Genomic DNA, 24805 nt, shown 5'->3' with positions numbered 1-24805 from the left:
GATATTTATTTGGCATCGAACCATAACTTCCACTGCGGCACCGCCGTCGCGAAAGTGCCCCGGTGAGTGGTGTCACCCGTGGAAATCGCCTCAACCATCGTGTTACCTGATCCCATCGATTGTGCATAGGTCATCGCCATGCGGCCAACGCCAACCGTGATAGCCTCGTCTGTTTCTCCGTAATAGTTACGCACCGGAGATTGGATAACCCAGCGATAGGCTTGAGCTGCGGCAATCAGCTTGCCATAGGCTGAGTTGGCGAAATATTGCGGGTTAAAATATTCCGGCCGAATCAGTTTGTGCAGATCGGTAGGAATATCTTCTGGATTGAACGGTTGGCGCTCATAGGCTTTCTTGGCAACGTCGTAGTACTCGTCGTTGAGCAATGCGCGAGCCAGACCGGGTACTCCGTAGTAATTTTCGTAAGCGAAAGCTGACAGGATCATAATGCTATTCAGCCAACTGGCGTCAAACTTGCGCGGGAAAACCAGAAAACCGTTCATTAGAGCAAACACATCAACGGGCGCGCTGGCGGTGGTAGTGCCTTGTGGTTTGATGCCGACGCTTTCCAGCTTCTCAAGCATAGCCATGGTCACAAAACCGCCCTGTGACCAGCCGGAAAGAAACAGACGATCGTTGCTCAGCCCCATGTGTTTGAGCACGCTTTGGGCGGCGATCAGCATGTCATAGGTGGCCTGCTGGTGGCTGCCTTTTACCATATAGCCTTCAGGCTCGGTAGAGTTACCCAAGCCAAAATAGTCGGCACCGATCACCAGGTAACCTTGCCCGGCAAATTGCGCGATCATCAATTGGGTTTCCGGTGACTGTTCTGGGAATGAAGGAACCTGGTATTTCCCGTAGACCGTACCGTGCTGATAGGAGAGTAGTGGGAATGACTTGCCAGCGGTTTCTGGGATGGCAAGCAACCCTGATGCGACCGTTGGCCGGTTGCCGAACTCCGGTATCACCGAGTGATAGGTGACGCGATACAGGTTTACCGCATTGCGGGCTGGGGTATATTTAACGTTTACTCCAGCAAATTTTGGCGTGTCGACATTGAGGATCTGGTTCAATCGCTCACTGCTCCAGTGGTCGATCAACTGATAAGAAACGCTGTCGCTTATCTGAACTTGAGGGTTATTGTTGGTTTCTGCCGTGACAGGAGCCAGCCAGCAAACCAGCAACAGGTAAATGAAAGCGTGAAATGTTTTTAGCATTGATGTTCCCTCAATATAATCACTGCGCGGAACCGCAGGTAGGCTTTGCGGATGATGTGGCATGGCTAACGGGAGGTACTTCACCGACTGGTTTGTCACTCTCGTTATACAATGAATCTTAAATTTATCAGGCCAGTGCTGTGCTAAACATAGTGTGCTTTGATCAAAAGTCCAAATGGACCGCTGATAAAATCAGCAAAATCAATGATGCATATCAGATAGCAGGAACTGAGGGGGAATAATGGAAAAGATTGACCTGCACATGCACTCCAATTACAGCGATGACGCAGATTTCCCGGTTGAGGTGCTGATCGCTCGCTGCCAGCAACAGGGCATCAGCACGTTAGCAGTGACCGATCACAACAACGCTAATTCGGTAGAGCAAGCCAAGGCCTTGGCATCATCCAGTCTGAATGTGTTATCCGGCATTGAAATCGACTGCACCTTTGCCGGGCGTAACTATCATCTGTTGGGCTATGGTTTTACCCCCAGTGAAGACTTTGCGGCGATCCACCAGAATTTCAGTGCGATCCAGCGTGAACTGACACCGAAAAAGTTCGAAAAGCTGCGTGAGCTGAAGTTCTACCTTGATGAACAGCGGTTAGAGCAGGTGTGCGGCGGGGCTATTCCACAGGAAGAGCAGATGGGAGAGGTGATCCTGGAGGATGAACGCAATGACGGCCATCCGCTGTTGCTGCCTTATCGTGCTGGTGGTGCCAGGGCGGATATGCCATTGATCAACTTTTACTGGGATTTCTTTGGCCCTGGGAAAGTTTGCTACATGCCTGTCAGCTACCCGGCAATGAGCGAGATGGTCGATGTGATTCGCCATAATGGCGGGATACCGGTCGTGGCGCATATTGGTGCCAACGTTAAGCAAGATCACACTCTGGTGATTGATGACATGCTGAAAGCGGGCGTGATGGGTATTGAAGTATTCTCCAGCTACCATTCGCCAGAATTGGCCAGCCAGCTATATGACTTTGCCGTTGATCGTTCGGCATTTGTGACCTGCGGTAGTGATTTCCATGGGCGCAACAAACCGAAAATCGAAGTTGGGCAATGCGCTTACGGCTCGCAGCATATCGCGGAAATACGCCGATTTGTTGCAGCCGCTAGCGCATGATTCCCTGCCAAATTAAGACTTTTAGAAGGCGTTCGGTGTGTAAGTGGAGATAATCTCCAGCACGCCGTTGATAATAAATTGCACGCCCATACAGACCAGCAGGAAACCCATCAGGCGGGAGATGGCTTCAATGCCACTTTTGCCAACCAGGCGCATAATGCTGGTCGAACTGCGTAGGCAGGCCCATAAAATCACCGAAACCGCCAGGAAGGTGAGCACGGGTGCCACCAATAGCACCCAATGAGCAAATCCCAGCGTGTTTTCTTTGATGCTCGATGCAGAGCTGATGATCATCGCAATCGTACCCGGCCCGGCGGTGCTCGGCATTGCTAATGGCACAAAGGCGATATTGGCAGAGGTTTTTTTGCGTAGCTCTTTGCTCTTGGTTTCCACTTCCAGCGTTTCGCCTGGGGTTTGCTGTGGAAACAGCATACGGAAGCCGATAAAAGCGACGATCAACCCACCGGCGATGCGCAGGCCGGGAATGGAGATACCAAAGGTTTTCATGACCAGTTGACCGGCATAGAACGCCACCGTCATGATAAAGAACACGTAGACCGAAGCCATCAGCGACTGCTGGTTACGTTCTTCACTCGTCATATTGCCCGACAGGCCCAACAGCAACGCTATCGTGGTTAGCGGATTAGCCAGTGGCAGCAGTAACACCAGTCCCAGCCCGATGGCTTGAAACAACTGCAAAATGGTCAACATAAAAACAAACCCCAAAAATTGTGGACGTGGATGTCAGCAAAGCGCCTGGTGCGGCGCTTCATCTCAACAACGTTATACTAAACGTTCGATTTTCTTGTGCCGCCAAACCAGCCTGTAGAAAGTGGTCTGCAATGCCAGCATTGTCAAATAAGCTATCGGGAACGCCATCCATACGCCCTCCAAGCCAAAATAGGCACTGAGTAGGTAAGCTGCGGGTAATTGCACGACCAGAATACACAGAATCGAAATGGATACCGGCACTAACACTACGCCGCTGGCGCGCATGATACCACCGACGATGGCTTGGAAACCAAACACCAGCATGCTCCACAGCATGATATGTAACAGATGTTCTGCCTGTGCCAAGACGCTAGGGCTAGTGAGGAACAGACTCAGCAGCCAATGCGAAAGTAGATAACCCAACACGATCAGCGTGCCAGTTAACCAGAAATTGATAAATAATCCGGTACGCAGAATGGGGCTAATCCGTTCCATATGCCCGCCGCCGATCGCTTGGGCCCCGAGAATGGAAGCCGTAATGGCAATCGACAGCGCCGGGAACTGCACGTAATTGACGATCTGCGTGACGGCGCCGTAGGCGGCAGTGGCATCCGAACCGTGGCGGTTAACCAGCGTCAGAATGGCCAGCTCAGAAATTGAAATCACCACCATCTGCAAACCGGTCGGTAAGCCAATGCGCAATACTTTGCGTAGCACAACCGGGTTCAGCTTCAACGCGGCCAGCATGGCACGATCGGGAGCCAGCACGTGTTGTTTGCGGCGAAGGCGTACCGCCAGATAGATCATGGCTAGCGCGTTCCCCACCATACCCGCCAGTGCTGCGCTCTGGATGCCCATCGGAGCAAACCCTAGCCAGCCACGGATGAGCGCCGGGGTCAGCAGCAAACCCACGCAGGTCGATAGCAGCAGTGCCAACAGCGGAGAAACCGTGTCACTGACGCCGCGTAGCAACTGAGTGAACAGAATAAACACCAGCAACAGCGGCATAATCAGCATCATAATACGGGCGTAAGAAACCGCTTCTTCCAGCACATCCGGCGGGGTTCCCAGAGCCTGCAACGCCTGACGAGCAAACAGAGAACCAAATACGGCGGCCAGCAAGCCAATGATGACGCCCAGCATCAGCGCTGTTCCGGCGATGGTTTTCACCTTTTCCGGTTCATTCGCCCCCCATGCCTGCCCAATCAACACCGATGCCCCGGCACCTACGCCGATCACCAGTGAGATAAAGAAGAAAACCACGGGAAACATACCGGCAATCGCTGCCAAAGCATGAGTGCCAAGCATTTGGCCGATATAAATACCGTTAAGAGTGCCGGAAAATCCTTGCAGGAAATTGGACAGTACCATGGGTACCAAAAAGATCAGGTAGATGCGCCAGAGCGGCTTCTGCCCTTGTTGCGAACGGGTTGGCATTGAACGTTTTCCTGCACTTAAAGGGGGTAATAGCACCAGTCGTGCCTAAGTGTGCGTGATATCACGAGGTGAAAGCATCGCGGGTTATCCAGGCCAGATGCGCCTGGATATCGGCTGGCCAATGGGCAATTCGCTCGGCAAAAACCTTACCGTCATGACCAAACAGCGCTCGCACCGCTTCTTCATAACCAGGTAAGCAACCGGCGATGGCGGTCATAAATCGGTAGCCTTTCTCTTTTGCTCGGCGCTCATGGTCCTGTTCCGCCGTATTGTGCCGAGCCTCGTCAACCAAACGGCGCAATGCGGCAGAAGCACCGCCACGCTGCTGTGCTAACCATTCCCAATGGCGGGGTAGCAGCGTCACTTCACGTGCCACTACACCGAGTTTTGGCCGCCCGACGGAAGGCTGAGTTGCGGGTTCAGCCTCATGTATGGAGACATTTTCCCCAGGCTGCGGCCAGACATAGCCCTCAGGCCAGGGATAGTCGACCTGTGCTCCTGTGGCATCATCAAATACCAACAGACCACCTGCTGAAAGATCGAGCGACGCCAGCACCTTTGCAACCTCAGGGTAGGAGCCTGTGGCGACACGTTGGTGACGTAAAAATGCGGTGCATTTTGCAGAGTTAATCGTATTCACAGTATTATACCCGGATATTATTATTTTACCCGGATTAATTTGGCGGGGTTGTGCTTAAAAGTCAAGCACTGTGATATTCACGGTGTTTTACCCATCGTTTGGCACACCCATCACTTGCAGCAATAACTTGTTGATGCTGGCGCGATTGCACTTTATTTATCCGCTACAAATTTAATGTTACTATCCGCAGGGTTGTAAAAAGCCGCTGAAGGTACGCGTTTTATGGGCGTATCAAGTTGTGCATCAATCTGGCAATTGTGGGCGAGATATGCTGCATAACTTACTCAATACTCATCAAAATATCTGTACTGCATGTGATCTGTCGTGTGGGTCACCACTGTAGATAAGGAATTATTAATGCCTGTTATTACTCTTCCTGACGGAAGTCAGCGTCAATATGATCATGCCGTTTCCCCGATGGATGTTGCCCGTGATATCGGCCCTGGCCTCGCCAAAGCCTGTATTGCTGGCCGTGTCAACGGCGAACTGGTTGATGCCAGCGATCTGATCGAGTCTGATGCGCAATTAGCCATCATCACCATCAAAGACGCCGAAGGCCTGGAAATCATGCGCCACTCCTGTGCACACCTGTTGGGCCATGCGATCAAACAGCTGTGGCCAGATACCAAAATGGCCATCGGCCCGGTGATCGACAATGGTTTTTACTATGACGTTGACATCGACCGCACCCTGACGCAGGAAGATCTGGATCTGCTGGAGAAGCGGATGCATGAGTTGGCCGACAAAGATTATGACGTCATCAAGAAAAAAGTGAGCTGGCAGGAAGCCCGCGACACCTTTGCTGCCCGTGGCGAAAGCTACAAAGTGGCAATTCTGGATGAAAACGTCAGCCGTGACGACCGTCCTGGCCTGTATCACCACGAAGAATACATCGATATGTGCCGCGGCCCGCACGTGCCGAATATGCGTTTCTGCCATCATTTCAAACTGCAGAAAACGTCGGGTGCTTACTGGCGTGGCGACAGCAAAAACAAAATGCTGCAGCGTATCTATGGCACTGCCTGGGCAGATAAAAAACAACTGAATGCCTATTTGCAACGTCTTGAAGAAGCGGCGAAGCGTGACCACCGTAAGATCGGCAAGCAGCTTGACCTGTACCATATGCAGGAAGAAGCGCCGGGCATGGTGTTCTGGCACAATGACGGTTGGACCATCTTCCGCGAACTGGAAGCCTTTGTGCGCATGAAGCTCAAAGAGTACCAGTATCAGGAAGTGAAAGGGCCGTTCATGATGGACCGTGTGCTGTGGGAAAAAACCGGCCACTGGGAAAACTACAAAGACGCCATGTTCACTACGTCGTCAGAAAATCGTGAGTATTGCATCAAGCCGATGAACTGCCCGGGCCACGTGCAGATCTTCAATCAGGGCCTGAAGTCTTACCGCGACCTGCCGCTGCGCATGGGCGAGTTCGGCAGCTGTCACCGTAACGAGCCTTCAGGTTCGTTGCATGGCCTGATGCGTGTCCGTGGTTTCACCCAGGATGATGCCCACATCTTCTGTACCGAAGATCAGGTGCGTGCTGAAGTGAACGACTGCATCAAGATGGTCTACGATATGTACGGCACCTTTGGCTTCGAAAAAATTGCGGTGAAATTGTCTACCCGCCCAGAGAAGCGCATTGGTACTGACGATATGTGGACCCGTGCTGAAGACGATCTGGCCGCCGCACTGACTGAAAACGGGATTCCGTTTGAATATCAGCCGGGTGAAGGTGCCTTCTACGGTCCAAAAATTGAATTTACCTTGCATGATTGTTTGGATCGCGCATGGCAATGTGGTACCGTGCAACTCGATTTCTTCTTACCGGGCCGTCTAGGCGCGTCGTATGTCGGCGAAAACAACGAACGCGTGGTACCGGTAATGATTCACCGTGCTATTCTTGGCTCCATGGAGCGCTTCATCGGTATCCTTACCGAAGAATATGCCGGTTTCTACCCAACCTGGATTGCTCCAGTGCAGGTAGTGGTGATGAATATCACCGACAGCCAGTCTGATTACGTCCAGCAATTGACCAAAAAACTGCAAGATGCAGGGATTAGGGCAAAAGCGGACTTGAGAAACGAGAAGATTGGCTTTAAAATTCGCGAACATACTCTACGTCGAGTTCCTTACATGTTGGTGTGCGGTGATAAAGAGGTCGAATCGGGCAAAGTTGCCGTTCGTACCCGCCGTGGCAAAGACCTGGGGAGCCTGGACGTGAGTGACGTCGTAGACAAGCTGCTGAAAGAGATTCGCAGCCGTAGTCTTCATCAATTGGAGGAATAAAGTATTAAAGGCGGAAAACGAGTTCAACCGGCGCGTCCAAATCGCATTAACAAAGAAATTCGCGCGCAAGAAGTTCGCCTAACCGGCGTCGATGGCGAGCAGATTGGTATTGTCAGTCTGAATGAAGCTCTTGAAAAAGCTGAGGAAGCGGGTGTTGATTTAGTAGAGATCAGCCCAAATGCCGAACCGCCAGTTTGCCGGATCATGGATTACGGCAAATTCCTCTACGAGAAGAGCAAGTCGACCAAAGAACAGAAGAAGAAGCAAAAAGTTATCCAGGTTAAGGAAATCAAGTTCCGCCCTGGCACCGATGATGGCGACTATCAGGTCAAACTACGCAACCTGATTCGCTTTCTGGAAGACGGCGATAAAGCCAAGATCACCCTGCGGTTCCGTGGGCGTGAAATGGCGCACCAGCAGATTGGTATGGAAGTGCTTAACCGCGTCCGTAAAGATTTGTGTGAAGATATTGATCTGGCAGTGGTCGAGTCCTTCCCAACAAGGATCGAAGGCCGTCAGATGATTATGGTGCTCGCACCCAAGAAGAAACAGTAAGGCTTCCAAGTAATCGAACCCACGCCGTGCAAGCGTGCGTGGGTTTTATTCGCCTCACTGATTCGTTGTTTAACAATGCGAAGTGGATTTAATTAACATGCCAAAAATTAAAACTGTACGTGGTGCAGCCAAGCGCTTCAAAAAGACCGGCAGCGGTGGTTTTAAGCGCAAACATGCTAACCTGCGTCATATTCTGACCAAAAAAGCAACCAAGCGTAAACGTCATCTGCGTCCGAAAGGCATGGTGTCTAAAAACGATCTGGTCCTGGTTACCGCGTGCCTGCCGTACGCATAAGCCACATTTTTTGAATCAAGAATAAGACTTTAGGAGAGAGCATATGGCTCGCGTAAAACGTGGTGTAATTGCACGCGCACGTCACAAGAAAATACTGAAACAAGCGAAAGGTTACTACGGTGCCCGTTCGCGCGTTTATCGTGTTGCCTTCCAGGCAGTAATCAAAGCAGGCCAGTATGCTTACCGTGACCGTCGTCAACGTAAGCGTCAGTTCCGTCAGCTGTGGATTGCACGTATTAACGCCGCTTCTCGTCAGAACGGCCTGTCTTACAGCAAGTTCATTAACGGCCTGAAAAAAGCCTCTATTGAAATTGACCGTAAGATCCTGGCTGATATCGCAGTATTCGACAAAGTAGCCTTTGGCGCACTGGTTGAAAAAGCGAAAGCAGCTCTGGCGTAAGAAAGACGAAAGGGGGAGCTTGCTCCCTCTTTTAATTGTTATTTTTCAGAGACAAATATTGACTTTTATTGGCCTCGGCGCTCACACTATTCGTCAATCAATCGACAAGGTAATGCAACTATGCACTCTGCCATTTTCCGTTTCTTTTTTTACTTTAGCGCCTGATTTAAGGGAGCCTTGGCGTAAGAAAAGAAACGAAAAGTAGCGCCTTAGCCTCCCACTGTGGAGGCTTTTTTGTTTTTGACTATCTCCTTTGCCTTTCAAACCGTAGCGCTGTGGGTTGCAACGTGAAATTCATTGAGGATAAGGCCAAAGGCGTGCTCGAATAATAATCAATCATAACTTAGCGGGCCGTCACGGCCAGAGGAAGAGGAAAGCAATGTCACATCTCGCAGAGCTGGTTGCCAAAGCCAAGGCAGCCGTAGAAGATGCCCAGGATGTTGCCGCGTTAGATTTGGTACGCGTCGAATATTTAGGCAAAAAAGGTCATTTCACCTTGCAGATGCAGTCACTGCGCGAAGTGCCAGCGGAAGAGCGCCCGGCTGCCGGAGCGGTGATCAATCAGGCAAAACAGGACGTTCAGGATGCGCTGAATGCGCGTAAGAATATGCTGGAGTCTGCCGTACTGAACGCACGTCTGGCGGTTGAGACTATCGATGTTTCGCTGCCAGGTCGTCGTTTGGAGAATGGTGGTCTGCACCCGGTGACCCGCACTATCGATCGTATTGAAACTTTCTTCGGCGAACTGGGTTTCTCTGTCGAAACCGGCCCAGAAATCGAAGACGATTATCACAACTTTGACGCGCTGAATATTCCAGCTCATCACCCGGCACGAGCCGATCACGATACCTTCTGGTTTGACGCTACGCGTCTGCTGCGTACCCAGACCTCTGGCGTGCAGATCCGCACCATGAAGACCCAGCAACCGCCGATCCGCATCATCGCACCGGGCCGTGTCTATCGTAACGATTATGATCAAACGCACACCCCGATGTTCCACCAGATGGAAGGGCTGATTGTCGATAAAGACATCAGCTTTACCAATCTGAAGGGCACGTTGCATGATTTCCTGAACAACTTCTTTGAAGAGGATTTGCAGGTTCGTTTCCGTCCTTCCTACTTCCCGTTTACTGAGCCTTCCGCAGAAGTTGATGTGATGGGCAAAAACGGTAAATGGTTGGAAGTGTTGGGTTGCGGCATGGTGCACCCGAACGTACTGCGCAATGTGGGTATCGATCCGGAAGTTTACTCCGGCTTTGCCTTCGGCATGGGAATGGAGCGCCTGACGATGTTACGTTACGGTGTCACCGATTTGCGTGCGTTTTTCGAAAACGATCTGCGTTTCCTCAAACAGTTTAAGTAAGGCGGGAATATCACATGAAATTCAGTGAACTCTGGTTGCGCGAGTGGGTAAACCCGGCCATCAGCAGCGAAGCATTGTCCGATCAAATCACTATGGCAGGCCTGGAAGTGGACGGCGTTGAGCCAGTAGCCGGTGCTTTCAACGGCGTGGTGGTTGGCCACGTGGTGGAATGTGGGCAGCATCCTAACGCCGATAAATTGCGTGTAACCAAGGTTGATGTAGGCGGCGAGCGTCTGCTGGACATCGTCTGTGGTGCGCCAAACTGCCGTATTGGTTTAAAAGTAGCGGTAGCCACCGTTGGCGCGGTATTGCCGGGTGATTTCAAGATCAAAGCCGCCAAACTGCGTGGTGAACCTTCTGAAGGTATGCTGTGTTCGTTTTCCGAACTGGCGATTTCTGACGATCATAACGGCATTATTGAGTTGCCAGAAGACGCGCCGATCGGTACCGATATTCGCGACTATCTAAAACTCGATGATAGCGCGATCGAAATCAGCGTCACCCCTAACCGCGCGGATTGTCTGGGCATTATTGGCGTAGCGCGTGACGTTGCCGTGCTGAATCAATTGCCGCTCACCGAGCCAGATATGAGCCCGGTTGCTGCTACCATCACCGATACGCTGCCAATCCGTGTAGACGCGCCGCAGGCGTGCCCGCGCTATCTGGGCCGTGTGGTGAAAGGGATCAACGTAAAGGCGCCTTCACCATTGTGGATGCGTGAAAAACTGCGTCGTGGTGGGATCCGTTCTATCGATGCCGTGGTTGACGTCACCAACTATGTGTTGATGGAACTCGGTCAGCCGATGCATGCGTTCGATCTGAACCGCATTGAAGGCGGGATCGTGGTGCGTATGGCATCTGAAGGCGAAACGCTGCGCCTGTTGGATGGCAATGAAGCCAAATTAAGCGCGGATACCTTAGTGATTGCCGATCATCATAAAGCGTTGGCGATGGGCGGCATTTTTGGTGGTGAGCACTCTGGTGTGAACGATGAAACCCAGGATGTGCTGTTGGAGTGTGCGTTCTTCAGCCCGCTGTCGATTACTGGCCGTGCGCGTCGTCATGGTTTGCATACCGACGCCTCCCACCGTTACGAGCGTGGTGTGGATCCTGCATTGCAGTATAAGGCTATGGAGCGTGCAACTCGTTTGCTGATGGATATCTGTGGCGGTGAAGCTGGGCCTATCATTGATGTGACCGATGAGAACGCGTTGCCGAAACGTGCCTCTATCACATTGCGCCGTGAAAAGCTGGATCGCCTAATTGGCCATGTGGTACCCGCCGAGCAGGTGAGCGATATTCTGCGCCGCCTTGGCTGCCAGGTGACTGAGCAGGGCAGCAACTGGCTGGCGGTTGCGCCAAGCTGGCGTTTCGATATGGAGATCGAAGAAGATCTGGTGGAAGAAGTGGCTCGTGTATACGGCTACAACAATATTCCAGACGTACCTGTGCGTGCCGATCTGGTGATGACTAAGCATCATGAATCCGATCTGGCGCTGAAGCGTGTAAAAACCATGCTGGTCGATCACGGCTTCCAGGAAGCAATTACTTACAGTTTTGTCGATCCGAAAGTACAGGTGCTGCTGCATCCGGGCGAAGAAGCGCTGATCCTGCCAAGCCCAATCTCGGTAGAGATGTCCGCTATGCGCCTGTCGCTGTGGACTGGTTTACTGTCTGCGGTGGTGTACAACCAGAATCGTCAGCAAACGCGTGTGCGCCTGTTCGAAAGCGGCCTGCGCTTTGTGCCTGATACTACGGCGAATCTGGGGATCCGTCAGGATGTCATGCTGGCTGGCGTCATTGCCGGGCATACCCATGAAGAACACTGGGATCTGGCAAGAAAGCCGGTGGACTTCTATGATTTGAAAGGGGATCTGGAGTCTGTGCTTGAGCTGACAGGTAAGTTATCTGAAATTCAGTTCAAGGCAGAGGCCCATTCGGCTCTCCACCCGGGTCAAAGTGCGGCGATTTATTTGCACGGTGAGCGCGTAGGTTTCATCGGTGTGGTTCACCCAGAACTTGAGCGTAAACTGGATCTTAACGGCCGTACTGTGGTGTTTGAACTGGAGTGGAATAAGGTCGCAACCCGCGCCGTACCTCAAGCGCGTGAAATTTCTCGCTTCCCTGCAAACCGTCGTGATATCGCGGTTGTCGTGGCTGAAAACGTCGCCGCAGAAGATATTTTGGCAGAGTGTAAGAAAGTTGGCGCAAATCAGGTAGTTGGCGTAAACTTGTTTGATGTGTACCGTGGCAAGGGCGTAGCAGAGGGTTACAAGAGCCTGGCTATCAGTCTGGTATTGCAGGATACCGCTCGTACACTGGAAGAAGAGGAGATCGCCGCTACCGTTGCAAGATGCGTAGAGGCTCTAAAACAGCGATTCCAAGCATCCTTGAGGGATTGAACCTATGGCGCTTACTAAAGCTGAAATGTCAGAACACCTGTTTGAGAAGCTTGGGCTTAGCAAACGGGACGCCAAAGATCTGGTAGAGCTGTTCTTTGAAGAGGTCCGTCGGGCTTTAGAGAACGGTGAGCAGGTAAAACTGTCAGGTTTTGGTAATTTTGATTTGCGTGACAAGAACCAACGTCCGGGACGCAACCCTAAAACCGGTGAGGACATTCCGATTACGGCGCGCCGCGTGGTCACTTTCCGTCCGGGGCAAAAACTAAAAAGCCGGGTGGAAAACGCGAGCCCAAAAGAATAAGTTGCGTAACACCAAAAAGGCCGCGTTCGCGGCCTTTTTCTTATTCACAGAGTCATGATTTTAATAATGATGTTATGTGGTAATATATTGTTACCTGGTTTTTATTATCTCTCACTCTTATTATGCATGGCTGATTTCATTACTCTGCAACGTACCATGCCACCCTGCTTTTTCGCTAGCATATAAGCATTAAATAATCTTACTGATAATGCTTTCTGCTATAAAGATAGATTGATGATGTTTGCAGAGCATTCCTATTTTGCTTTTTTTCAATAGCGCATTGTAACTAACTCAGGGATCGTCATCTCTGGGTTAATGATAGTAATGACCAGAGCCACCAACGTGTGAACCGCCACCATGGCCGCCGCGGGGGCCGAAACAGCAGGCAGATAGAGCCGTAGTGAGCAAAGCTATGGCTAATAAAATCCCAATACGTTTAGTCATAATAATATCCTTCGGTGAGTGTCAGGTAATAATAAGAGGCTATGGAGCAATCAGTGCGTCAATTATTTGTTAAGCTCTGTTGGCGTATGTATTAATAAAATAGAAGTGGTGACAGTGTAGGGATTGTGTAAAGGGCTTGAAAACGATCTGAAAATAGTCCTTGAGGCGATAGGCGTGAAATAGGTGCACTGATATAACCCTCTCAGTTTTGTAATAAAGAGAGATGAACAATGAAAAAGATCCTGTTGCTGGTGTGTTTACCTCTGCTGCTGCCGGTGGCTGCCCAGGCAAATGTCTCTATTGATATCAATGCACCCGGTGTTTCACTGCATTTGGGCGATCAAGATAAACGAGGTTACTACTGGGATGGCTATGATTGGCGTCCGCCACAGTGGTGGCATGCGCACCAGGGGCATAGTGTCGGGGAGCGAAATGAACGCGGCATGTATTGGGATGGCGGGCGTTGGCAGCCATCGGACCTTCGTGAGCATGCTGATCGCGGGAGGAATCCATTTCATGGCGATCGTAAAAATGTTCGCAATTCACACGATGATAGCGATCGTGGCAATAACCGCAGCGATAGCAATAATGCCTACGGTCGGCCTTATCCACAAAACAGCAACGATCCGCGCCACTAATTGATTTGCTGGCGGTTAGTATTGCTATCACCTGTTGGTTAATAGATGGTGCTAGCCGCTGTTTTCCTGGCCGATCTGCGACACAACCCTTTCCCTCACGGCGCTAACCTCCTAATATTCGCTGCAAGATGTTAATTATCAGACCATGACAACGGTCTGCAGGAATTGTTACGCCTATGCCGACCCACCAAACGTTCACGTTATTGCAGCAAAATCAGCGCCAACGCGATAAACGCCATTTATCACTGTTGACGCTGGGCGTTGTGGTGGCTTTTGTCTTCAGCCTGAGCGCCGGGGATGTCTGGATCTGGCCCACTCAGTGGCTGAGTGAGTCTGCGCAGCTATTTGTCTGGCAACTGCGCCTGCCGCGAGCGCTGGCGGTCATGTTGGTGGGGGCCAGCTTGGCAGTTGCGGGAGCGGCGATGCAAGCGCTGTTTGAAAACCCGCTGGCAGAGCCTGGGTTACTTGGGGTGGCCAATGGCGCTGGCGTAGCGCTGGTTCTGACGGTGCTGTTCGGCAACGGATTATTGCCGGTTGCCCTGATGAGCCTGAGTGCGATCCTCGGCGCACTGGTGATGACCTTCCTATTATTGAGTTTTGCCCGCCGCCGACGAATGAGTAATGCACGCCTGCTACTGGTGGGAGTTGCGTTGGGCATCGTCTGTAGTGCCATCATGACATGGGCCGTTTATTTCAGCTCCAGCCTCGATCTACGCCAACTGATGTATTGGATGATGGGCGGTTTCGGCGGGGTCGACTGGCGGCAAAAATGGTTGCTGCTGATATTGTTGCCGGTGCTGCTGTGGTTATGTGCGCAGGGTAAAGCGCTAAATCTGATGGCGCTGGGTGAAGTTCAGGCCCGGCAACTGGGGCTTTCTCTTCATCTGTGGCGCAATCTGTTGGTGTTGGCGATCGGCTGGTTGGTGGGTGCCAGTGTGGCACTGGCGGGGGTGATCGGTTTCGTGGGGTTGGTGATCCCTCATATACTGCGGCTCAGCGGCTTGACCAATCAGCGCTTCCTGTTGCCCGGTTGCGCGCTGGCAGGGGCCGGAGTGTTGCTGGCGGCTGATGTGGTTGCACGTATCACGCTACTTTCCGCAGAACTCCCTATCGGCGTAGTGACTGCCACACTGGGCGCACCGCTATTTATCTGGTTACTGACCCGGTCAAAGAGCGTAAGGTAAATGAGCTACCGCTATAAACCGACGGTACTTTCTCTGCTTCACCTGCAAATAAAACAATAGGATGAAATCTAATGAGTAAGCCAATTTATGCCGTTCCGCTGCAAACCATTGAAAACCAGTCGACTACTTTGGATGAGTATCAAGGGAAAGTGCTGCTGGTGGTTAACGTTGCTTCGGAATGTGGCCTGACTAAGCAGTATGAAGGTCTGGAAAAACTCTATGAAGCCCACCATGAGCAAGGCTTTGCGGTGTTGGGTTTCCCGTCTAATGAGTTTCTGGGGCAGGAACCCGGTACCAATGAAGAGATCCTGGCCTTCTGTCGCGGTACTTTTGGCGTCAAATTCCCGATGTTTGCCAAAATCGAAGTGAATGGTGCGAATCGTCATCCGCTTTATCAGGCATTGATTGCAGCACAGCCACAGGCTGTCACTCCTGAAGGCAGTGAGTTTTTTGATCGTATGAGCAGTAAAGGGCGCGCACCAAAACAAACGGGCGATATCCTGTGGAACTTTGAGAAATTCTTGATTGGCCGTGATGGCACAGTGATCCAGCGTTTCTCGCCCGATATGACGCCGGAGGATCCGGTGGTGATACAAGCGGTCAAGCTGGCGCTGGCGAAGTAAGTAAAGAGGCTATTAGAACATGCTGCAACTCAGCCAGGTGGGAGTAGAAGGTCGTTTTGCCCCTTGTTCAGGGCAGATCAGTGCTGGGTTGCAGGTTCACCTGATCGGCCCTAATGGTGCAGGGAAAAGTACGCTGCTGGCAAGGTTGGCAGGGATCCTGCCTGGGCAAGGTGAAGTCCTGCTGTCGGGCAGGGCAATGGATGATTACCCAGGTCATGAATTGGCGATGCGCCGCGCTTATCTCTGCCAGCAGCAGCCACCTGTTGCTCTGATGCCGGTATTCCAATACCTCGCTTTGCATCAACCTGCAAATTCGGATGAACGTGAGCTGGAAAACGCCATCCTTTATTTATCTGGGTGTTTGAAGCTGGCGGATAAATTATCACGTATGTTGACTCAGTTATCTGGCGGTGAATGGCAGCGGGTGCGTCTGGCTGCCGTTTTATTGCAGGTGTGGCCCACCGTCAATCCGCATGGTCAGCTATTGCTGCTTGATGAGCCCACCAATAGCCTGGATGTTGCGCAGAAAGTGGCGCTGGATCGTCTGCTGCGGGAGTTTTGCCACAGCGGTCGCACCGCGCTGATTTGTGCACACGATCTGAACCATACTCTGCAGCAGGCCGATAGTGTCTGGCTATTACATGCTGGGCGACTGGTGGCGCAAGGGAGTACGCATAAAGTGATGGAGCCAGAAGTGTTATCACGTATTTATGATGTTGATTTTCACTTACAGGCGTTGGGCGACCAGCGTTGGATTATGACAAAAACGGCATAGTGGGTTTTTTTTTGCTGTTATTTTAAGCAGTTGGGTTTTTGATAGGTAGCTTGCAAATCATCAATCTTTTATCTGATTCTTCTCCCCAAAACAGATTCTTTCGTTGAAAAACGTCAATGACGTGCTACGCTAGACGTGGTCAATAGAAAACTATAATAAAGTAAAGCTTTGATTAAGCTGAGTATTTTTGTTCTTTTAGTGGCGATGTCCTTCGGGAAACTTCCTGACAGTAATTTACAACTTAAGGTTTAGTTAAGCTTACCGACGTACATTGGCAGTTTACCCACCGGAAATCATTCTCTCTGGCGTTTAACATTGGTTAAATGAAACAGTTTTACAGTGGCTTAAAGAAATCTGAGACGTTTGAGGTCTAACTATGGATCAATTCCTGCCTTTTTCACGCCCGGCTATTGGTGATGAAGAAATTGCGGCGGTAGAAAAGGTACTGCGTTCCGGCTGGATCACCACCGGGCCACAGAATCAGCAGTTGGAAAGTGAGTTTTGTAAAACCTTCGGATGTAAACATGCTGTTGTCGTCTCTTCTGCGACCGCAGGCATGCATGTCACCTTAATGGCACTGGGTATTGGGCCAGGTGATGAGGTGATTACGCCTTCGCAGACCTGGGTTTCCACGTTAAATATGATCGAATTGCTTGGCGCAACGCCGGTGATGATCGATGTCGACCGCGATACCTTGATGGTCAGCGCCGCCGATGTGGAAGCAGCAATCACAGCACGTACCAAAGCGATTATTCCTGTTCACTATGCAGGCGCGCCATTACCGATGGATGCGCTGCGCGATGTGGCCGAGCGCCACGATATCCCTCTGATTGAAGATGCCGCTCATGCGGTGGGAACTCGTTTTAATGGCGAGTGGGTCGGTGCACGCGGTACTGCGATCTTCTCTTTCCACGCGATCAAAAACCTGACCTGCGCAGAAGGTGGCCTGATTGCTACCGATGATGATGCACTGGCCGATCGCGTGCGTTGCCTGAAATTCCACGGTCTGGGGGTTGATGCCTTCGATCGTCAGCTGCAAGGGCGCAAGCCACAGGCTGAAGTGGTTGAACCAGGCTACAAGTATAACCTTTCTGATATTCATGCCGCGATTGCCGTGGTGCAACTGGCACGTTTGCCTGAACTGAATGCGCGGCGCAAAGTGTTGGCCGAGCGTTACCTTAATGCGCTGAAAGACTCTCCATTCCAGCCGTTGGGGCTGCCGGATTATCCGCACGATCACGCATGGCACCTGTTTATGGTCCGTGTTGATGAAGAGCGCTGCGGCATTGGGCGTGATCAATTGATGGAGCGGTTAAAAGAGGTGGGAGTGGGCACTGGCCTGCATTTCCGTGCCGCCCATACGCAAAAATTCTATCGTGAGCGTTATCCGCAGCTTTCGTTGCCTAATACCGAATGGAATTCGGCGCGTTTATGCACCTTACCGCTATTTCCTGACATGACCGAAGCCGATGTCGATCGCGTGGTCAATGCCTTATCTTCTGTTGTGGAGTCATCTCGTGTCTCGCGCTGAACCGATTAGTAAAGTTTCGGTGGTTATCCCGGTATTCAACGAGCAGGAAAGTTTACCTGCATTGCTGGAACGTACCACTGCCGCCTGTAAGCAATTAACCCAACCGTATGAAATTATTCTGGTTGATGATGGTAGCAGCGATAATTCCGCCGAGATGCTGACGGCCGCCGCTGAACAACCAGGCAGCTGCATTATTGCGGTATTGCTGAATCGTAACTATGGTCAGCACTCTGCCATCATGGCTGGCTTCAATCAGGTCAGTGGCGATCTGGTGATCACTCTGGATGCCGATCTGCAAAACCCGCCAGAAGAAATTCCCCGGTTGGTCAGCGTGGCGGAGGAGGGGTATGACGTGGTAGGTACCGTAAGGGCCAACCGTCAGGATTCCTGGTTCCGCAAGTCGGCTTCGCGCATGATCAATATGATGATCCAGCGCGCGACCGGTAAGTCGATGGGCGATTACGGCTGCATGTTGCGTGCTTATCGTCGTCATATCATCGAAGCGATGTTGCACTGCCACGAGCGCAGTACTTTTATCCCTATTCTGGCAAATACTTTCGCCCGTCGCACCACTGAAATTGAGGTGCGCCACGCCGAACGTGAGTTCGGTGATTCCAAATACAGCCTGATGAAGCTGATCAACCTGATGTATGACCTGATCACTTGCCTGACGACCACGCCACTGCGCTTGCTCAGCGTTGTTGGCAGCGTGATTGCGTTGTCCGGGTTTGTCCTGGCGGTGTTGTTGATCGCCCTGCGTCTGATTTTGGGGCCTGAATGGGCGGCAGGTGGGGTATTCACCCTGTTTGCGGTGCTTTTTACCTTCATTGGCGCACAGTTTGTCGGTATGGGGTTGTTGGGGGAGTACATCGGCCGGATTTACAATGATGTCCGCGCCCGCCCTCGTTATTTTGTTCAGAAAGTGGTCGGCGATAAGCAGACCCAAAATACTCAGGAAGAAGAACGATGAAAGCTATTGTATTTGCTTACCATGATATCGGCTGTGCTGGCTTGCAAGCGCTGACTGAAGCGGGTTATGACGTGAAGGCGGTGTTTACCCATACCGACGATCCTGGTGAAAACAACTTCTTCTCTTCTGTTGCCCGCCAAGGGGCTGAGCTGGATTTACCGGTTTATGCACCGGAAGACGTGAACCACCCGCTGTGGGTTGAGCGTATCCGCGAATTGCAGCCTGATATTATTTTCTCTTTCTATTACCGCAACATGCTGAGCGAAGAAGTACTGGCGCTGGCACCGAAGGGCGGTTTTAACCTGCATGGTTCACTGTTGCCACGTTATCGCGGGCGTGCGCCGGTTAACTGGGCGCTGCTGAATGGTGAAACAGAAACCGGCGTTACGTTGCACAAAATGGTCAAGCGTCCAGATGCAGGCGACATCGTCGGCCAGCAAAAAGTGGCGATCACGGCGAGCGATACCGCGCTGACGTTGCATAAGAAAGTGTTGGAAGCTGCGCAGGGTTTGCTGAAACAGCAACTGCCAAAGCTGAAGAACGGCACTGCGACGTTGACTCCGCAAAATGAGGCGGATGCTAGCTATTTTGGCCGCCGCACAGCAGCCGATGGCGAGATTCAGTGGCATAAGTCTGCCCGCGAGATCGACAATCTGGTGCGCGCTGTAACAGAACCTTACCCCGGTGCTTTCAGCTATCTCGGCCAGCGCAAACTGACCGTGTGGCGCTCACGCGTGCTGGACACCCAGCATGACAAACAACCGGGTACCGTGTTGAGCACTTCACCGCTGACCATCGCCTGTGGTGATGGTGCGCTGGAGATCGTGGCGGGTCAAAGTGAATCCGGTTTATACGTGCAGGGTTCGCGCCTGGCGCTGGAGATGGGCATTGTTACCGATGTGCGCCTGACTCCGAAACCGAGTGCGGCCATGAAGCGCAGAACTCGTGTGTTAATCCTCGGGGTCAACGGCTTTATCGGTAACCACCTGACTGAGCGCTTGCTGCGTGAAGATCGCTATGACATCTATGGCCTGGATATTGGTTCTGATGCGATCAGCCGGTTCCTGGATAACCCACGCTTCCACTTTGTGGAAGGGGATATCAGCATTCATTCCGAGTGGATCGAATACCACATCAAGAAATGTGACGTGGTCCTGCCGCTGGTGGCGATCGCTACACCGATCGAATACACCCGTAATCCACTGAAAGTGTTCGAACTGGATTTCGAAGAAAACCTGAAAATCGTCCGCGACTGTGTGAAATACAACAAACGCATCATCTTCCCGTCCACGTCAGAAGTTTACGGTATGTGTGACGATAAAGAGTTTGATGAAGACAGTTCACGCCTGATCGTGGGGCCAATCAGCAAGCAGCGTTGGATTTATTCTGTCTCCAAGCAGCTGTTGGACCGTGTAATCTGGGCTTATGGCGCGAAAGAAGGCCTTAAGTTCACGCTGTTCCGTCCGTTTAACTGGATGGGGCCACGCCTGGATAACCTGGATGCGGCACGCATTGGTTCTTCCCGTGCTATCACCCAGTTGATCCTCAACCTAGTTGAAGGTTCGCCGATCAAACTGGTTGACGGTGGTGCGCAGAAGCGCTGCTTTACCGATATCAATGACGGCATCGAAGCGCTGTATCGCATTATTGAAAACCGTAACGGGCAGTGTGACGGTCAGATCGTCAACATCGGTAACCCGACCAACGAAGCGAGCATTCGTGAACTGGCGGAAATGTTGCTGGAGAGCTTCAACAACCATCCGCTGCGTGGCAATTTCCCACCGTTTGCCGGTTTCAAAGATGTGGAAAGCAGCAGCTACTACGGTAAGGGCTATCAGGACGTTGAACACCGTACCCCAAGCATCAAAAATGCGCGCCGTTTGCTGGATTGGCAGCCAACTATCGCCATGCAACAGACCGTTGCCGATACGCTGGATTACTTCCTGCGTACCACGGTAGAGGAAGGTAATGGTGCATGAAGAAGGTCGGCCTGCGAGTTGATGTAGATACCTTCAGCGGCACCCGTGAAGGGGTGCCGTGTTTGCTGGACCTGTTCGATAAGTACGGTATTCAGGCCAGTTTCTTCTTCAGCGTTGGGCCGGACAATATGGGGCGCCACTTGTGGCGCCTCCTTCGTCCTCAATTCCTGATGAAAATGCTGCGCTCAAATGCGGCTTCGCTATACGGCTGGGATATCTTGCTGGCGGGCACTGCCTGGCCGGGGCGTAACATCTCCCGGGCGTTAGGGCCGTTGATGAAACGTACCGCCGAGGCGGGTCATGAAGTGGGGCTGCATGCCTGGGATCATCAGGGCTGGCAGGCTCGAGTGGCGCGTTGGTCAGAACAGGAGTTGACGCGGCAAGTGCAGTTGGGCGTTGACGCACTGACTGCGAGCACGGGGCAACCGGTCAAGTTCTCAGCCGTTGCTGGCTGGCGTGCCGATCAACGCGTTGTCGAGGTGAAGCAGGGCTTTGATTTTCAGTACAACAGCGATTGCCGTGGCACACACCCGTTTCGTCCGCTATTAAACAATGGTCAGGCTGGAACGGTGCAAATTCCCGTCACACTCCCCACCTTTGATGAAGTGATTGGCAGCGAAGTCAGCATTGCCGACTTCAATGACTACATTCTGCGTGCGATCGAAAACGATCGGGGCGTGCCGGTGTACACCATTCACACCGAGGTGGAGGGGATGTCTCAGGCCGCCATGTTTGAAGATCTGTTGCAGCGTGCGCAGCAGCAGGGCATTGAGTTTTGCCCGCTGAGTGCCTTGTTGCCGCAGGATCCGGCATCGTTGCCGCTGGGCCGCATCATGCGAGCACCCTTTCCTGGCCGTGAAGGCTGGTTAGGCTGTCAAACCGAAGTAGAGGAAAAAGACGTTTCATGAAAGCGCTGAAAGGAACCTGGGCCATTGTATTGGCCATTTTTTTTGCCCTAGTCTATCTGATTCCGCTCAACGGACGCCTGTTATGGCAACCCGACGAAACCCGCTATGCCGAGATCAGCCGTGAAATGCTGGCCAAGGGCGATTGGGTGGTCCCCAATCTGCTTGGCCTGCGCTATTTTGAAAAACCGGTAGCAGGTTACTGGTTTAACAACGTTAGCCAGTGGATATTTGGTGATAACAATTTTGCCGTGCGCTTCGCTTCGGTATTCAGTACCGGTCTGGCGGCACTGCTGGTGTTTGCACTGGCCTGGCTGATGTGGAAAAACGCGCATCGTGCCTGTTTGGCGGTGTTGATTTTCCTGTCGATGTTCCTGGTGTTCAGCGTTGGAACATATAGCGTGCTCGATCCGATGATCTCGCTGTGGTTAACAGCGGCGATGGTCAGCTATTACCTGACGCTAAAAGCCACCACCACCAAGGGCAAACTGGGGGGCTATGTGCTGCTCGGCTTGGCCTGTGGCATGGGCTTTATGACCAAAGGATTCCTGGCCTTGGCGGTGCCGGTGATTGCGGTGATTCCGATTGTGATCCAGCAGCGCAAAATCAAAGAACTGCTGATCTACGGGCCGGTTGCGGTGGTGGTGGCGGTGTTGCTCAGCCTGCCGTGGGCACTGGCGGTGGCCCAACGTGAACCGGATTACTGGAACTATTTCTTCTGGGTGGAGCACATTCAGCGCTTTGCCGAAGAGAATGCCCAACATAAAGCACCGATCTGGTATTACATTCCGATCCTGATTGCCGCCGTGTTGCCATGGCTGGCGCTATTGCCTGGTTCACTGGTCAAAGGTTGGCGTGAGCGCGTTCAGCGCCCTGAGTTATTCTTTCTGTTAAGTTGGGTAGTGATGCCGTTAATCTTTTTCAGCATCGCTAAGGGCAAGTTGGCGACCTACATTCTGCCGTGTATGGCACCGTTGGCCTTGCTGATGGCGGCCTATGCGGAAGATTGCGTGGCGCAATTGCGCACCCGGGTATTCAAAGCTAATGCCGTACTAAACGGCCTGTTTGGCCTGATTGGTATCGCGGCACTGTCGCTGATGGGGTTAGGTTTGTTGCCTAACGTACGTCTGTTCACTTCAGATGAGTGGCCGAAGATTATTCTTGGCTTCGTTGCTTTCGCTGGCTGGCTGCTGTTTGCCGTGATCTCTGCGCGCAATAATGCACAGCGTTGGGCTTGGGCCGCGGCCTGTCCGTTGCTGCTCTGCTTGCTGATTGGCTATGCCATTCCGCAGCAGGTTGTCGATTCCAAACAGCCGCAGAACTTTGTACGGGTCAATATGCCAGTTCTGAGCCAGAGCCAGTATGTTCTCGCCGACAACGTAGGTGTGGCAGCAGGGTTGGCCTGGGAACTGAAGCGCAGCGATATACTGATGTTTAGCCAGCGGGGTGAAGTTTCCTACGGCCTGAATTATGAAGACTCACGCAGCCACTATATCCGCGATGAAGATTTCCCGCAGTGGCTCGAGCAGGCGCGCAAGCAGGGCGATGTGTCGCTGGTGTTACACCTTTCCCGTGATGAACATGTACCGCAGGATCTCCCAACGCCAGATAGCGTTACCGAAATGCACCGCTTCGCACTGCTGTGGTACAAGCAGCAGCCATGATGGCCTATGGGTTGGTGATTCTGGTCAGCCTGTTTACCTGTGCAGGGCAGCTATGTCAGAAACAGGCTGCCCAAACCTGGGAGCAGGCTGCTGATCGACGCTTGAGCATCACTCTGCGTTGGTTGGCGCTGGCGGTAATCTTCCTGGGGCTGGGCATGCTCATCTGGCTCAATGTGCTGCAACGCTTGCCGCTCAGCGTAGCCTACCCGATGCTCAGCCTCAACTTTGTGCTGGTCACGCTGGCAGCACGTTGGCTGTTTAATGAACCCACCACGCTGCGCCACTGGTGCGGCGTGCTTTCAATCATGCTGGGAATACTGCTGATGAGTCTTAATCCATGAAAGGCTATGCGTGGGGGGCCGCCAGTGTCCTGCTGGTAACGTTGGCACAATTGCTGATGAAATGGGGCATGGCGCAGATCCCGCTGTTGTCATTTGCAGATATCACGCTGGCGTTATTACGTCATCACTGGCTGGCGTTATTGGCGGTCAGTGGTGGCATCTTCGGCTATGCCTTGTCGATGCTGTGCTGGTTCTTTGCATTGCGTTACCTGCCACTGAATCGCGCCTACCCGTTATTGAGCATCAGCTATGCGTTGGTCTATCTGGCGGCGGTGATCCTGCCTTGGTTCAACGAATCGGCGACTTTGCTGAAAACGCTGGGAACCCTGTCGATTCTGTTTGGCGTTTGGCTGATTAACAGCAAAGCGAAGGTTAAATCTCCCCAATAGCGGACAAATCCTCGATATCTCCTTCACAATGCTTGCCTTTTTCCTGTATTGAGAGATAAATCAGCGCTATCCTTACTTAACTTACTCTGTGGCAATGTGCGGGTAGCATGATTCAGTGAAGGGAACGATGCGATGCGTGTGTGGTTTTTATTAGTCAGTTTGATCCTTGCCGGTTGTAGCAGCCATGCGCCACCGCCAAATGGTCGTTTGTCCGATTCCATCGTCGTTGTCGCGCAACTGAATGAGCAATTACGCCAATGGTACGGTACGCCGTATCGCTATGGTGGTTTAGATCAAGCCGGTGTTGACTGTTCTGGCTTTGTCTACCGCACTTTCCGCGATCGTTTCGATATGCAATTGCCACGCTCTACGGAGCAACAGACCAGCATCGGCACCAAAGTATCGCGTGACGAACTGTTACCGGGCGATCTGGTGTTTTTCAAAACCGGCAGCGGTGAGAATGGCCTGCATGTCGGCATCTATGATACCAACGACGAATTTATCCACGCCTCCACCAGCCGCGGTGTGACGCGTTCCTCGCTGAACAATGTGTACTGGCGAAAAGTCTACTGGCAAGCGCGCCGAATCTAGCGTGTAACCGGTTGTGCTGGTGTATCATGGCAGCATCA

At 52.2% G+C, this 24805-nt stretch carries 25 protein-coding genes and 1 other annotated feature; of the genes, 21 read left to right on the top strand and 4 right to left on the bottom strand.

Annotated elements, in window-relative coordinates; translation table 11 throughout:
* Positions 1-5 precede the first annotated feature (5 nt).
* Complete coding sequence (locus tag ACX1CU_RS12590) at positions 6-1217, bottom strand: alpha/beta hydrolase family protein (RefSeq protein WP_459398656.1); 1212 nt, start codon at positions 1215-1217, stop codon at positions 6-8.
* 241 nt (positions 1218-1458) lie between these two features.
* Here ACX1CU_RS12590 and ACX1CU_RS12585 point away from each other — a divergent pair, with 241 nt between their 5' ends.
* Positions 1459-2343, top strand: a complete 885-nt coding sequence (locus ACX1CU_RS12585; RefSeq protein ID WP_459398655.1) for a PHP domain-containing protein — start codon at positions 1459-1461, stop codon at positions 2341-2343.
* A 21-nt stretch (positions 2344-2364) separates the two neighbouring features.
* On the opposite strand, the gene ACX1CU_RS12580 is transcribed toward ACX1CU_RS12585, so the two are convergent.
* From ACX1CU_RS12580 to ACX1CU_RS12570, 3 genes are all read right to left on the bottom strand, one after another.
* The gene (locus ACX1CU_RS12580) at positions 2365-3054 is read right to left on the bottom strand and encodes a MarC family NAAT transporter (protein WP_459398654.1); all 690 of its coding nucleotides are present in this window, start codon (positions 3052-3054) and stop codon (positions 2365-2367) included.
* 72 nt (positions 3055-3126) lie between these two features.
* Positions 3127-4491, bottom strand: a complete 1365-nt coding sequence (locus tag ACX1CU_RS12575; protein ID WP_459398653.1) for an MATE family efflux transporter — start codon at positions 4489-4491, stop codon at positions 3127-3129.
* Positions 4492-4552: 61 nt separating this feature from the next.
* Entirely contained in the window at positions 4553-5131 is a 579-nt protein-coding gene (locus tag ACX1CU_RS12570; protein ID WP_459398652.1) for a DUF2239 family protein, read from the bottom strand.
* Between the two features lie 357 nt (positions 5132-5488).
* On the opposite strand from ACX1CU_RS12570, the gene thrS reads away from it, so the two are divergent.
* The 20 genes from thrS (at position 5489) to ACX1CU_RS12470 (ending at position 24767) form a co-directional block, all read left to right on the top strand.
* Positions 5489-7417, top strand: a complete 1929-nt coding sequence (gene thrS / locus ACX1CU_RS12565) for a threonine--tRNA ligase (RefSeq protein ID WP_459398651.1) — start codon at positions 5489-5491, stop codon at positions 7415-7417.
* A 3-nt stretch (positions 7418-7420) separates the two neighbouring features.
* Positions 7421-7972: a translation initiation factor IF-3 gene (gene infC / locus ACX1CU_RS12560; protein WP_071683678.1), complete on the top strand. Its 552-nt coding sequence runs from the start codon at positions 7421-7423 to the stop codon at positions 7970-7972.
* Positions 7973-8069: 97 nt separating this feature from the next.
* Entirely contained in the window at positions 8070-8267 is a 198-nt protein-coding gene (gene rpmI / locus ACX1CU_RS12555) for a 50S ribosomal protein L35 (RefSeq protein WP_004931418.1), read from the top strand.
* 43 nt (positions 8268-8310) lie between these two features.
* Positions 8311-8667, top strand: coding sequence for a 50S ribosomal protein L20 (gene rplT / locus ACX1CU_RS12550; RefSeq protein WP_459398650.1), 357 nt, complete (start codon positions 8311-8313; stop codon positions 8665-8667).
* A gap of 114 nt (positions 8668-8781) precedes the next feature.
* Positions 8782-8906 (top strand) — a sequence feature (Phe leader region).
* On the top strand, positions 8788-8832 hold the full coding sequence (pheM, locus tag ACX1CU_RS12545) for a pheST operon leader peptide PheM (RefSeq protein WP_459402801.1): 45 nt from the start codon (positions 8788-8790) through the stop codon (positions 8830-8832). (Overlaps the previous feature by 45 nt.)
* A gap of 140 nt (positions 8907-9046) precedes the next feature.
* Entirely contained in the window at positions 9047-10030 is a 984-nt protein-coding gene (gene pheS, locus ACX1CU_RS12540) for a phenylalanine--tRNA ligase subunit alpha (RefSeq protein ID WP_459398649.1), read from the top strand.
* Positions 10031-10044: 14 nt separating this feature from the next.
* On the top strand, positions 10045-12432 hold the full coding sequence (pheT, locus tag ACX1CU_RS12535; RefSeq protein ID WP_459398648.1) for a phenylalanine--tRNA ligase subunit beta: 2388 nt from the start codon (positions 10045-10047) through the stop codon (positions 12430-12432).
* 4 nt (positions 12433-12436) lie between these two features.
* Positions 12437-12733 carry an integration host factor subunit alpha gene (gene ihfA / locus ACX1CU_RS12530; protein WP_004943604.1) on the top strand — a complete coding sequence of 99 codons (297 nt, stop codon included), beginning with the start codon at positions 12437-12439 and terminating at the stop codon, positions 12731-12733.
* Between the two features lie 674 nt (positions 12734-13407).
* Positions 13408-13815, top strand: a complete 408-nt coding sequence (locus tag ACX1CU_RS12525) for a DUF2502 domain-containing protein (RefSeq protein ID WP_459398647.1) — start codon at positions 13408-13410, stop codon at positions 13813-13815.
* 176 nt (positions 13816-13991) lie between these two features.
* Positions 13992-14999, top strand: a complete 1008-nt coding sequence (btuC, locus tag ACX1CU_RS12520; protein WP_459398646.1) for a vitamin B12 ABC transporter permease BtuC — start codon at positions 13992-13994, stop codon at positions 14997-14999.
* A 71-nt stretch (positions 15000-15070) separates the two neighbouring features.
* On the top strand, positions 15071-15622 hold the full coding sequence (locus ACX1CU_RS12515; RefSeq protein ID WP_459398645.1) for a glutathione peroxidase: 552 nt from the start codon (positions 15071-15073) through the stop codon (positions 15620-15622).
* Positions 15623-15641: 19 nt separating this feature from the next.
* Positions 15642-16397: a vitamin B12 ABC transporter ATP-binding protein BtuD gene (gene btuD / locus ACX1CU_RS12510; RefSeq protein ID WP_459398644.1), complete on the top strand. Its 756-nt coding sequence runs from the start codon at positions 15642-15644 to the stop codon at positions 16395-16397.
* A gap of 376 nt (positions 16398-16773) precedes the next feature.
* Complete coding sequence (arnB, locus tag ACX1CU_RS12505) at positions 16774-17928, top strand: UDP-4-amino-4-deoxy-L-arabinose aminotransferase (protein ID WP_459398643.1); 1155 nt, start codon at positions 16774-16776, stop codon at positions 17926-17928.
* A complete protein-coding gene (gene arnC / locus ACX1CU_RS12500) occupies positions 17915-18898 on the top strand; it encodes an undecaprenyl-phosphate 4-deoxy-4-formamido-L-arabinose transferase (protein ID WP_459398642.1) in 984 nt (327 codons plus the stop codon). Before arnB ends, arnC begins: the two co-directional genes overlap by 14 nt.
* Positions 18895-20877 (top strand): bifunctional UDP-4-amino-4-deoxy-L-arabinose formyltransferase/UDP-glucuronic acid oxidase ArnA, encoded by a 1983-nt coding sequence (gene arnA / locus ACX1CU_RS12495; protein WP_459398641.1) that lies wholly within the window; start codon positions 18895-18897, stop codon positions 20875-20877. The genes arnC and arnA overlap by 4 nt, the downstream gene beginning before the upstream one ends.
* A complete protein-coding gene (gene arnD / locus ACX1CU_RS12490) occupies positions 20874-21785 on the top strand; it encodes a 4-deoxy-4-formamido-L-arabinose-phosphoundecaprenol deformylase (protein ID WP_459398640.1) in 912 nt (303 codons plus the stop codon). Before arnA ends, arnD begins: the two co-directional genes overlap by 4 nt.
* Positions 21782-23446 (top strand): lipid IV(A) 4-amino-4-deoxy-L-arabinosyltransferase, encoded by a 1665-nt coding sequence (gene arnT / locus ACX1CU_RS12485; RefSeq protein WP_459398639.1) that lies wholly within the window; start codon positions 21782-21784, stop codon positions 23444-23446. Before arnD ends, arnT begins: the two co-directional genes overlap by 4 nt.
* Entirely contained in the window at positions 23443-23787 is a 345-nt protein-coding gene (arnE, locus tag ACX1CU_RS12480; protein WP_459398638.1) for a 4-amino-4-deoxy-L-arabinose-phosphoundecaprenol flippase subunit ArnE, read from the top strand. Before arnT ends, arnE begins: the two co-directional genes overlap by 4 nt.
* Positions 23784-24176 carry a 4-amino-4-deoxy-L-arabinose-phosphoundecaprenol flippase subunit ArnF gene (gene arnF / locus ACX1CU_RS12475; RefSeq protein ID WP_459398637.1) on the top strand — a complete coding sequence of 131 codons (393 nt, stop codon included), beginning with the start codon at positions 23784-23786 and terminating at the stop codon, positions 24174-24176. The genes arnE and arnF overlap by 4 nt, the downstream gene beginning before the upstream one ends.
* Positions 24177-24308: 132 nt before the next feature.
* On the top strand, positions 24309-24767 hold the full coding sequence (locus ACX1CU_RS12470) for an NlpC/P60 family protein (RefSeq protein ID WP_459398636.1): 459 nt from the start codon (positions 24309-24311) through the stop codon (positions 24765-24767).
* Positions 24768-24805: the final 38 nt, after the last annotated feature.

This window comes from Serratia sp. D1N4, assembly GCF_054552755.1.
Note: the sequence above shows the minus strand (reverse complement) of the source record. Positions and strands in the feature narration are given on the sequence as shown.

What these genes read in the sequence shown, in the direction of transcription:
- ACX1CU_RS12515 (WP_459398645.1), top strand. Translation starts at nt 15,071, where the DNA reads ATGAGTAAGCCAATTTATGCCGTTCCGCTGCAAACCATTGAAAACCAG.
- ihfA (WP_004943604.1), top strand. Translation starts at nt 12,437, where the DNA reads ATGGCGCTTACTAAAGCTGAAATGTCAGAACACCTGTTTGAGAAGCTT.
- arnT (WP_459398639.1), top strand. Translation starts at nt 21,782, where the DNA reads ATGAAAGCGCTGAAAGGAACCTGGGCCATTGTATTGGCCATTTTTTTT.
- pheS (WP_459398649.1), top strand. Translation starts at nt 9,047, where the DNA reads ATGTCACATCTCGCAGAGCTGGTTGCCAAAGCCAAGGCAGCCGTAGAA.
- ACX1CU_RS12580 (WP_459398654.1), bottom strand. Translation starts at nt 3,054, where the DNA reads ATGTTGACCATTTTGCAGTTGTTTCAAGCCATCGGGCTGGGACTGGTG.
- thrS (WP_459398651.1), top strand. Translation starts at nt 5,489, where the DNA reads ATGCCTGTTATTACTCTTCCTGACGGAAGTCAGCGTCAATATGATCAT.
- arnA (WP_459398641.1), top strand. Translation starts at nt 18,895, where the DNA reads ATGAAAGCTATTGTATTTGCTTACCATGATATCGGCTGTGCTGGCTTG.
- arnD (WP_459398640.1), top strand. Translation starts at nt 20,874, where the DNA reads ATGAAGAAGGTCGGCCTGCGAGTTGATGTAGATACCTTCAGCGGCACC.
- ACX1CU_RS12590 (WP_459398656.1), bottom strand. Translation starts at nt 1,217, where the DNA reads ATGCTAAAAACATTTCACGCTTTCATTTACCTGTTGCTGGTTTGCTGG.
- rplT (WP_459398650.1), top strand. Translation starts at nt 8,311, where the DNA reads ATGGCTCGCGTAAAACGTGGTGTAATTGCACGCGCACGTCACAAGAAA.
- ACX1CU_RS12575 (WP_459398653.1), bottom strand. Translation starts at nt 4,491, where the DNA reads ATGCCAACCCGTTCGCAACAAGGGCAGAAGCCGCTCTGGCGCATCTAC.
- rpmI (WP_004931418.1), top strand. Translation starts at nt 8,070, where the DNA reads ATGCCAAAAATTAAAACTGTACGTGGTGCAGCCAAGCGCTTCAAAAAG.
- arnE (WP_459398638.1), top strand. Translation starts at nt 23,443, where the DNA reads ATGATGGCCTATGGGTTGGTGATTCTGGTCAGCCTGTTTACCTGTGCA.
- ACX1CU_RS12585 (WP_459398655.1), top strand. Translation starts at nt 1,459, where the DNA reads ATGGAAAAGATTGACCTGCACATGCACTCCAATTACAGCGATGACGCA.
- btuD (WP_459398644.1), top strand. Translation starts at nt 15,642, where the DNA reads ATGCTGCAACTCAGCCAGGTGGGAGTAGAAGGTCGTTTTGCCCCTTGT.
- arnB (WP_459398643.1), top strand. Translation starts at nt 16,774, where the DNA reads ATGGATCAATTCCTGCCTTTTTCACGCCCGGCTATTGGTGATGAAGAA.
- arnF (WP_459398637.1), top strand. Translation starts at nt 23,784, where the DNA reads ATGAAAGGCTATGCGTGGGGGGCCGCCAGTGTCCTGCTGGTAACGTTG.
- ACX1CU_RS12470 (WP_459398636.1), top strand. Translation starts at nt 24,309, where the DNA reads ATGCGTGTGTGGTTTTTATTAGTCAGTTTGATCCTTGCCGGTTGTAGC.
- pheT (WP_459398648.1), top strand. Translation starts at nt 10,045, where the DNA reads ATGAAATTCAGTGAACTCTGGTTGCGCGAGTGGGTAAACCCGGCCATC.
- btuC (WP_459398646.1), top strand. Translation starts at nt 13,992, where the DNA reads ATGCCGACCCACCAAACGTTCACGTTATTGCAGCAAAATCAGCGCCAA.
- ACX1CU_RS12525 (WP_459398647.1), top strand. Translation starts at nt 13,408, where the DNA reads ATGAAAAAGATCCTGTTGCTGGTGTGTTTACCTCTGCTGCTGCCGGTG.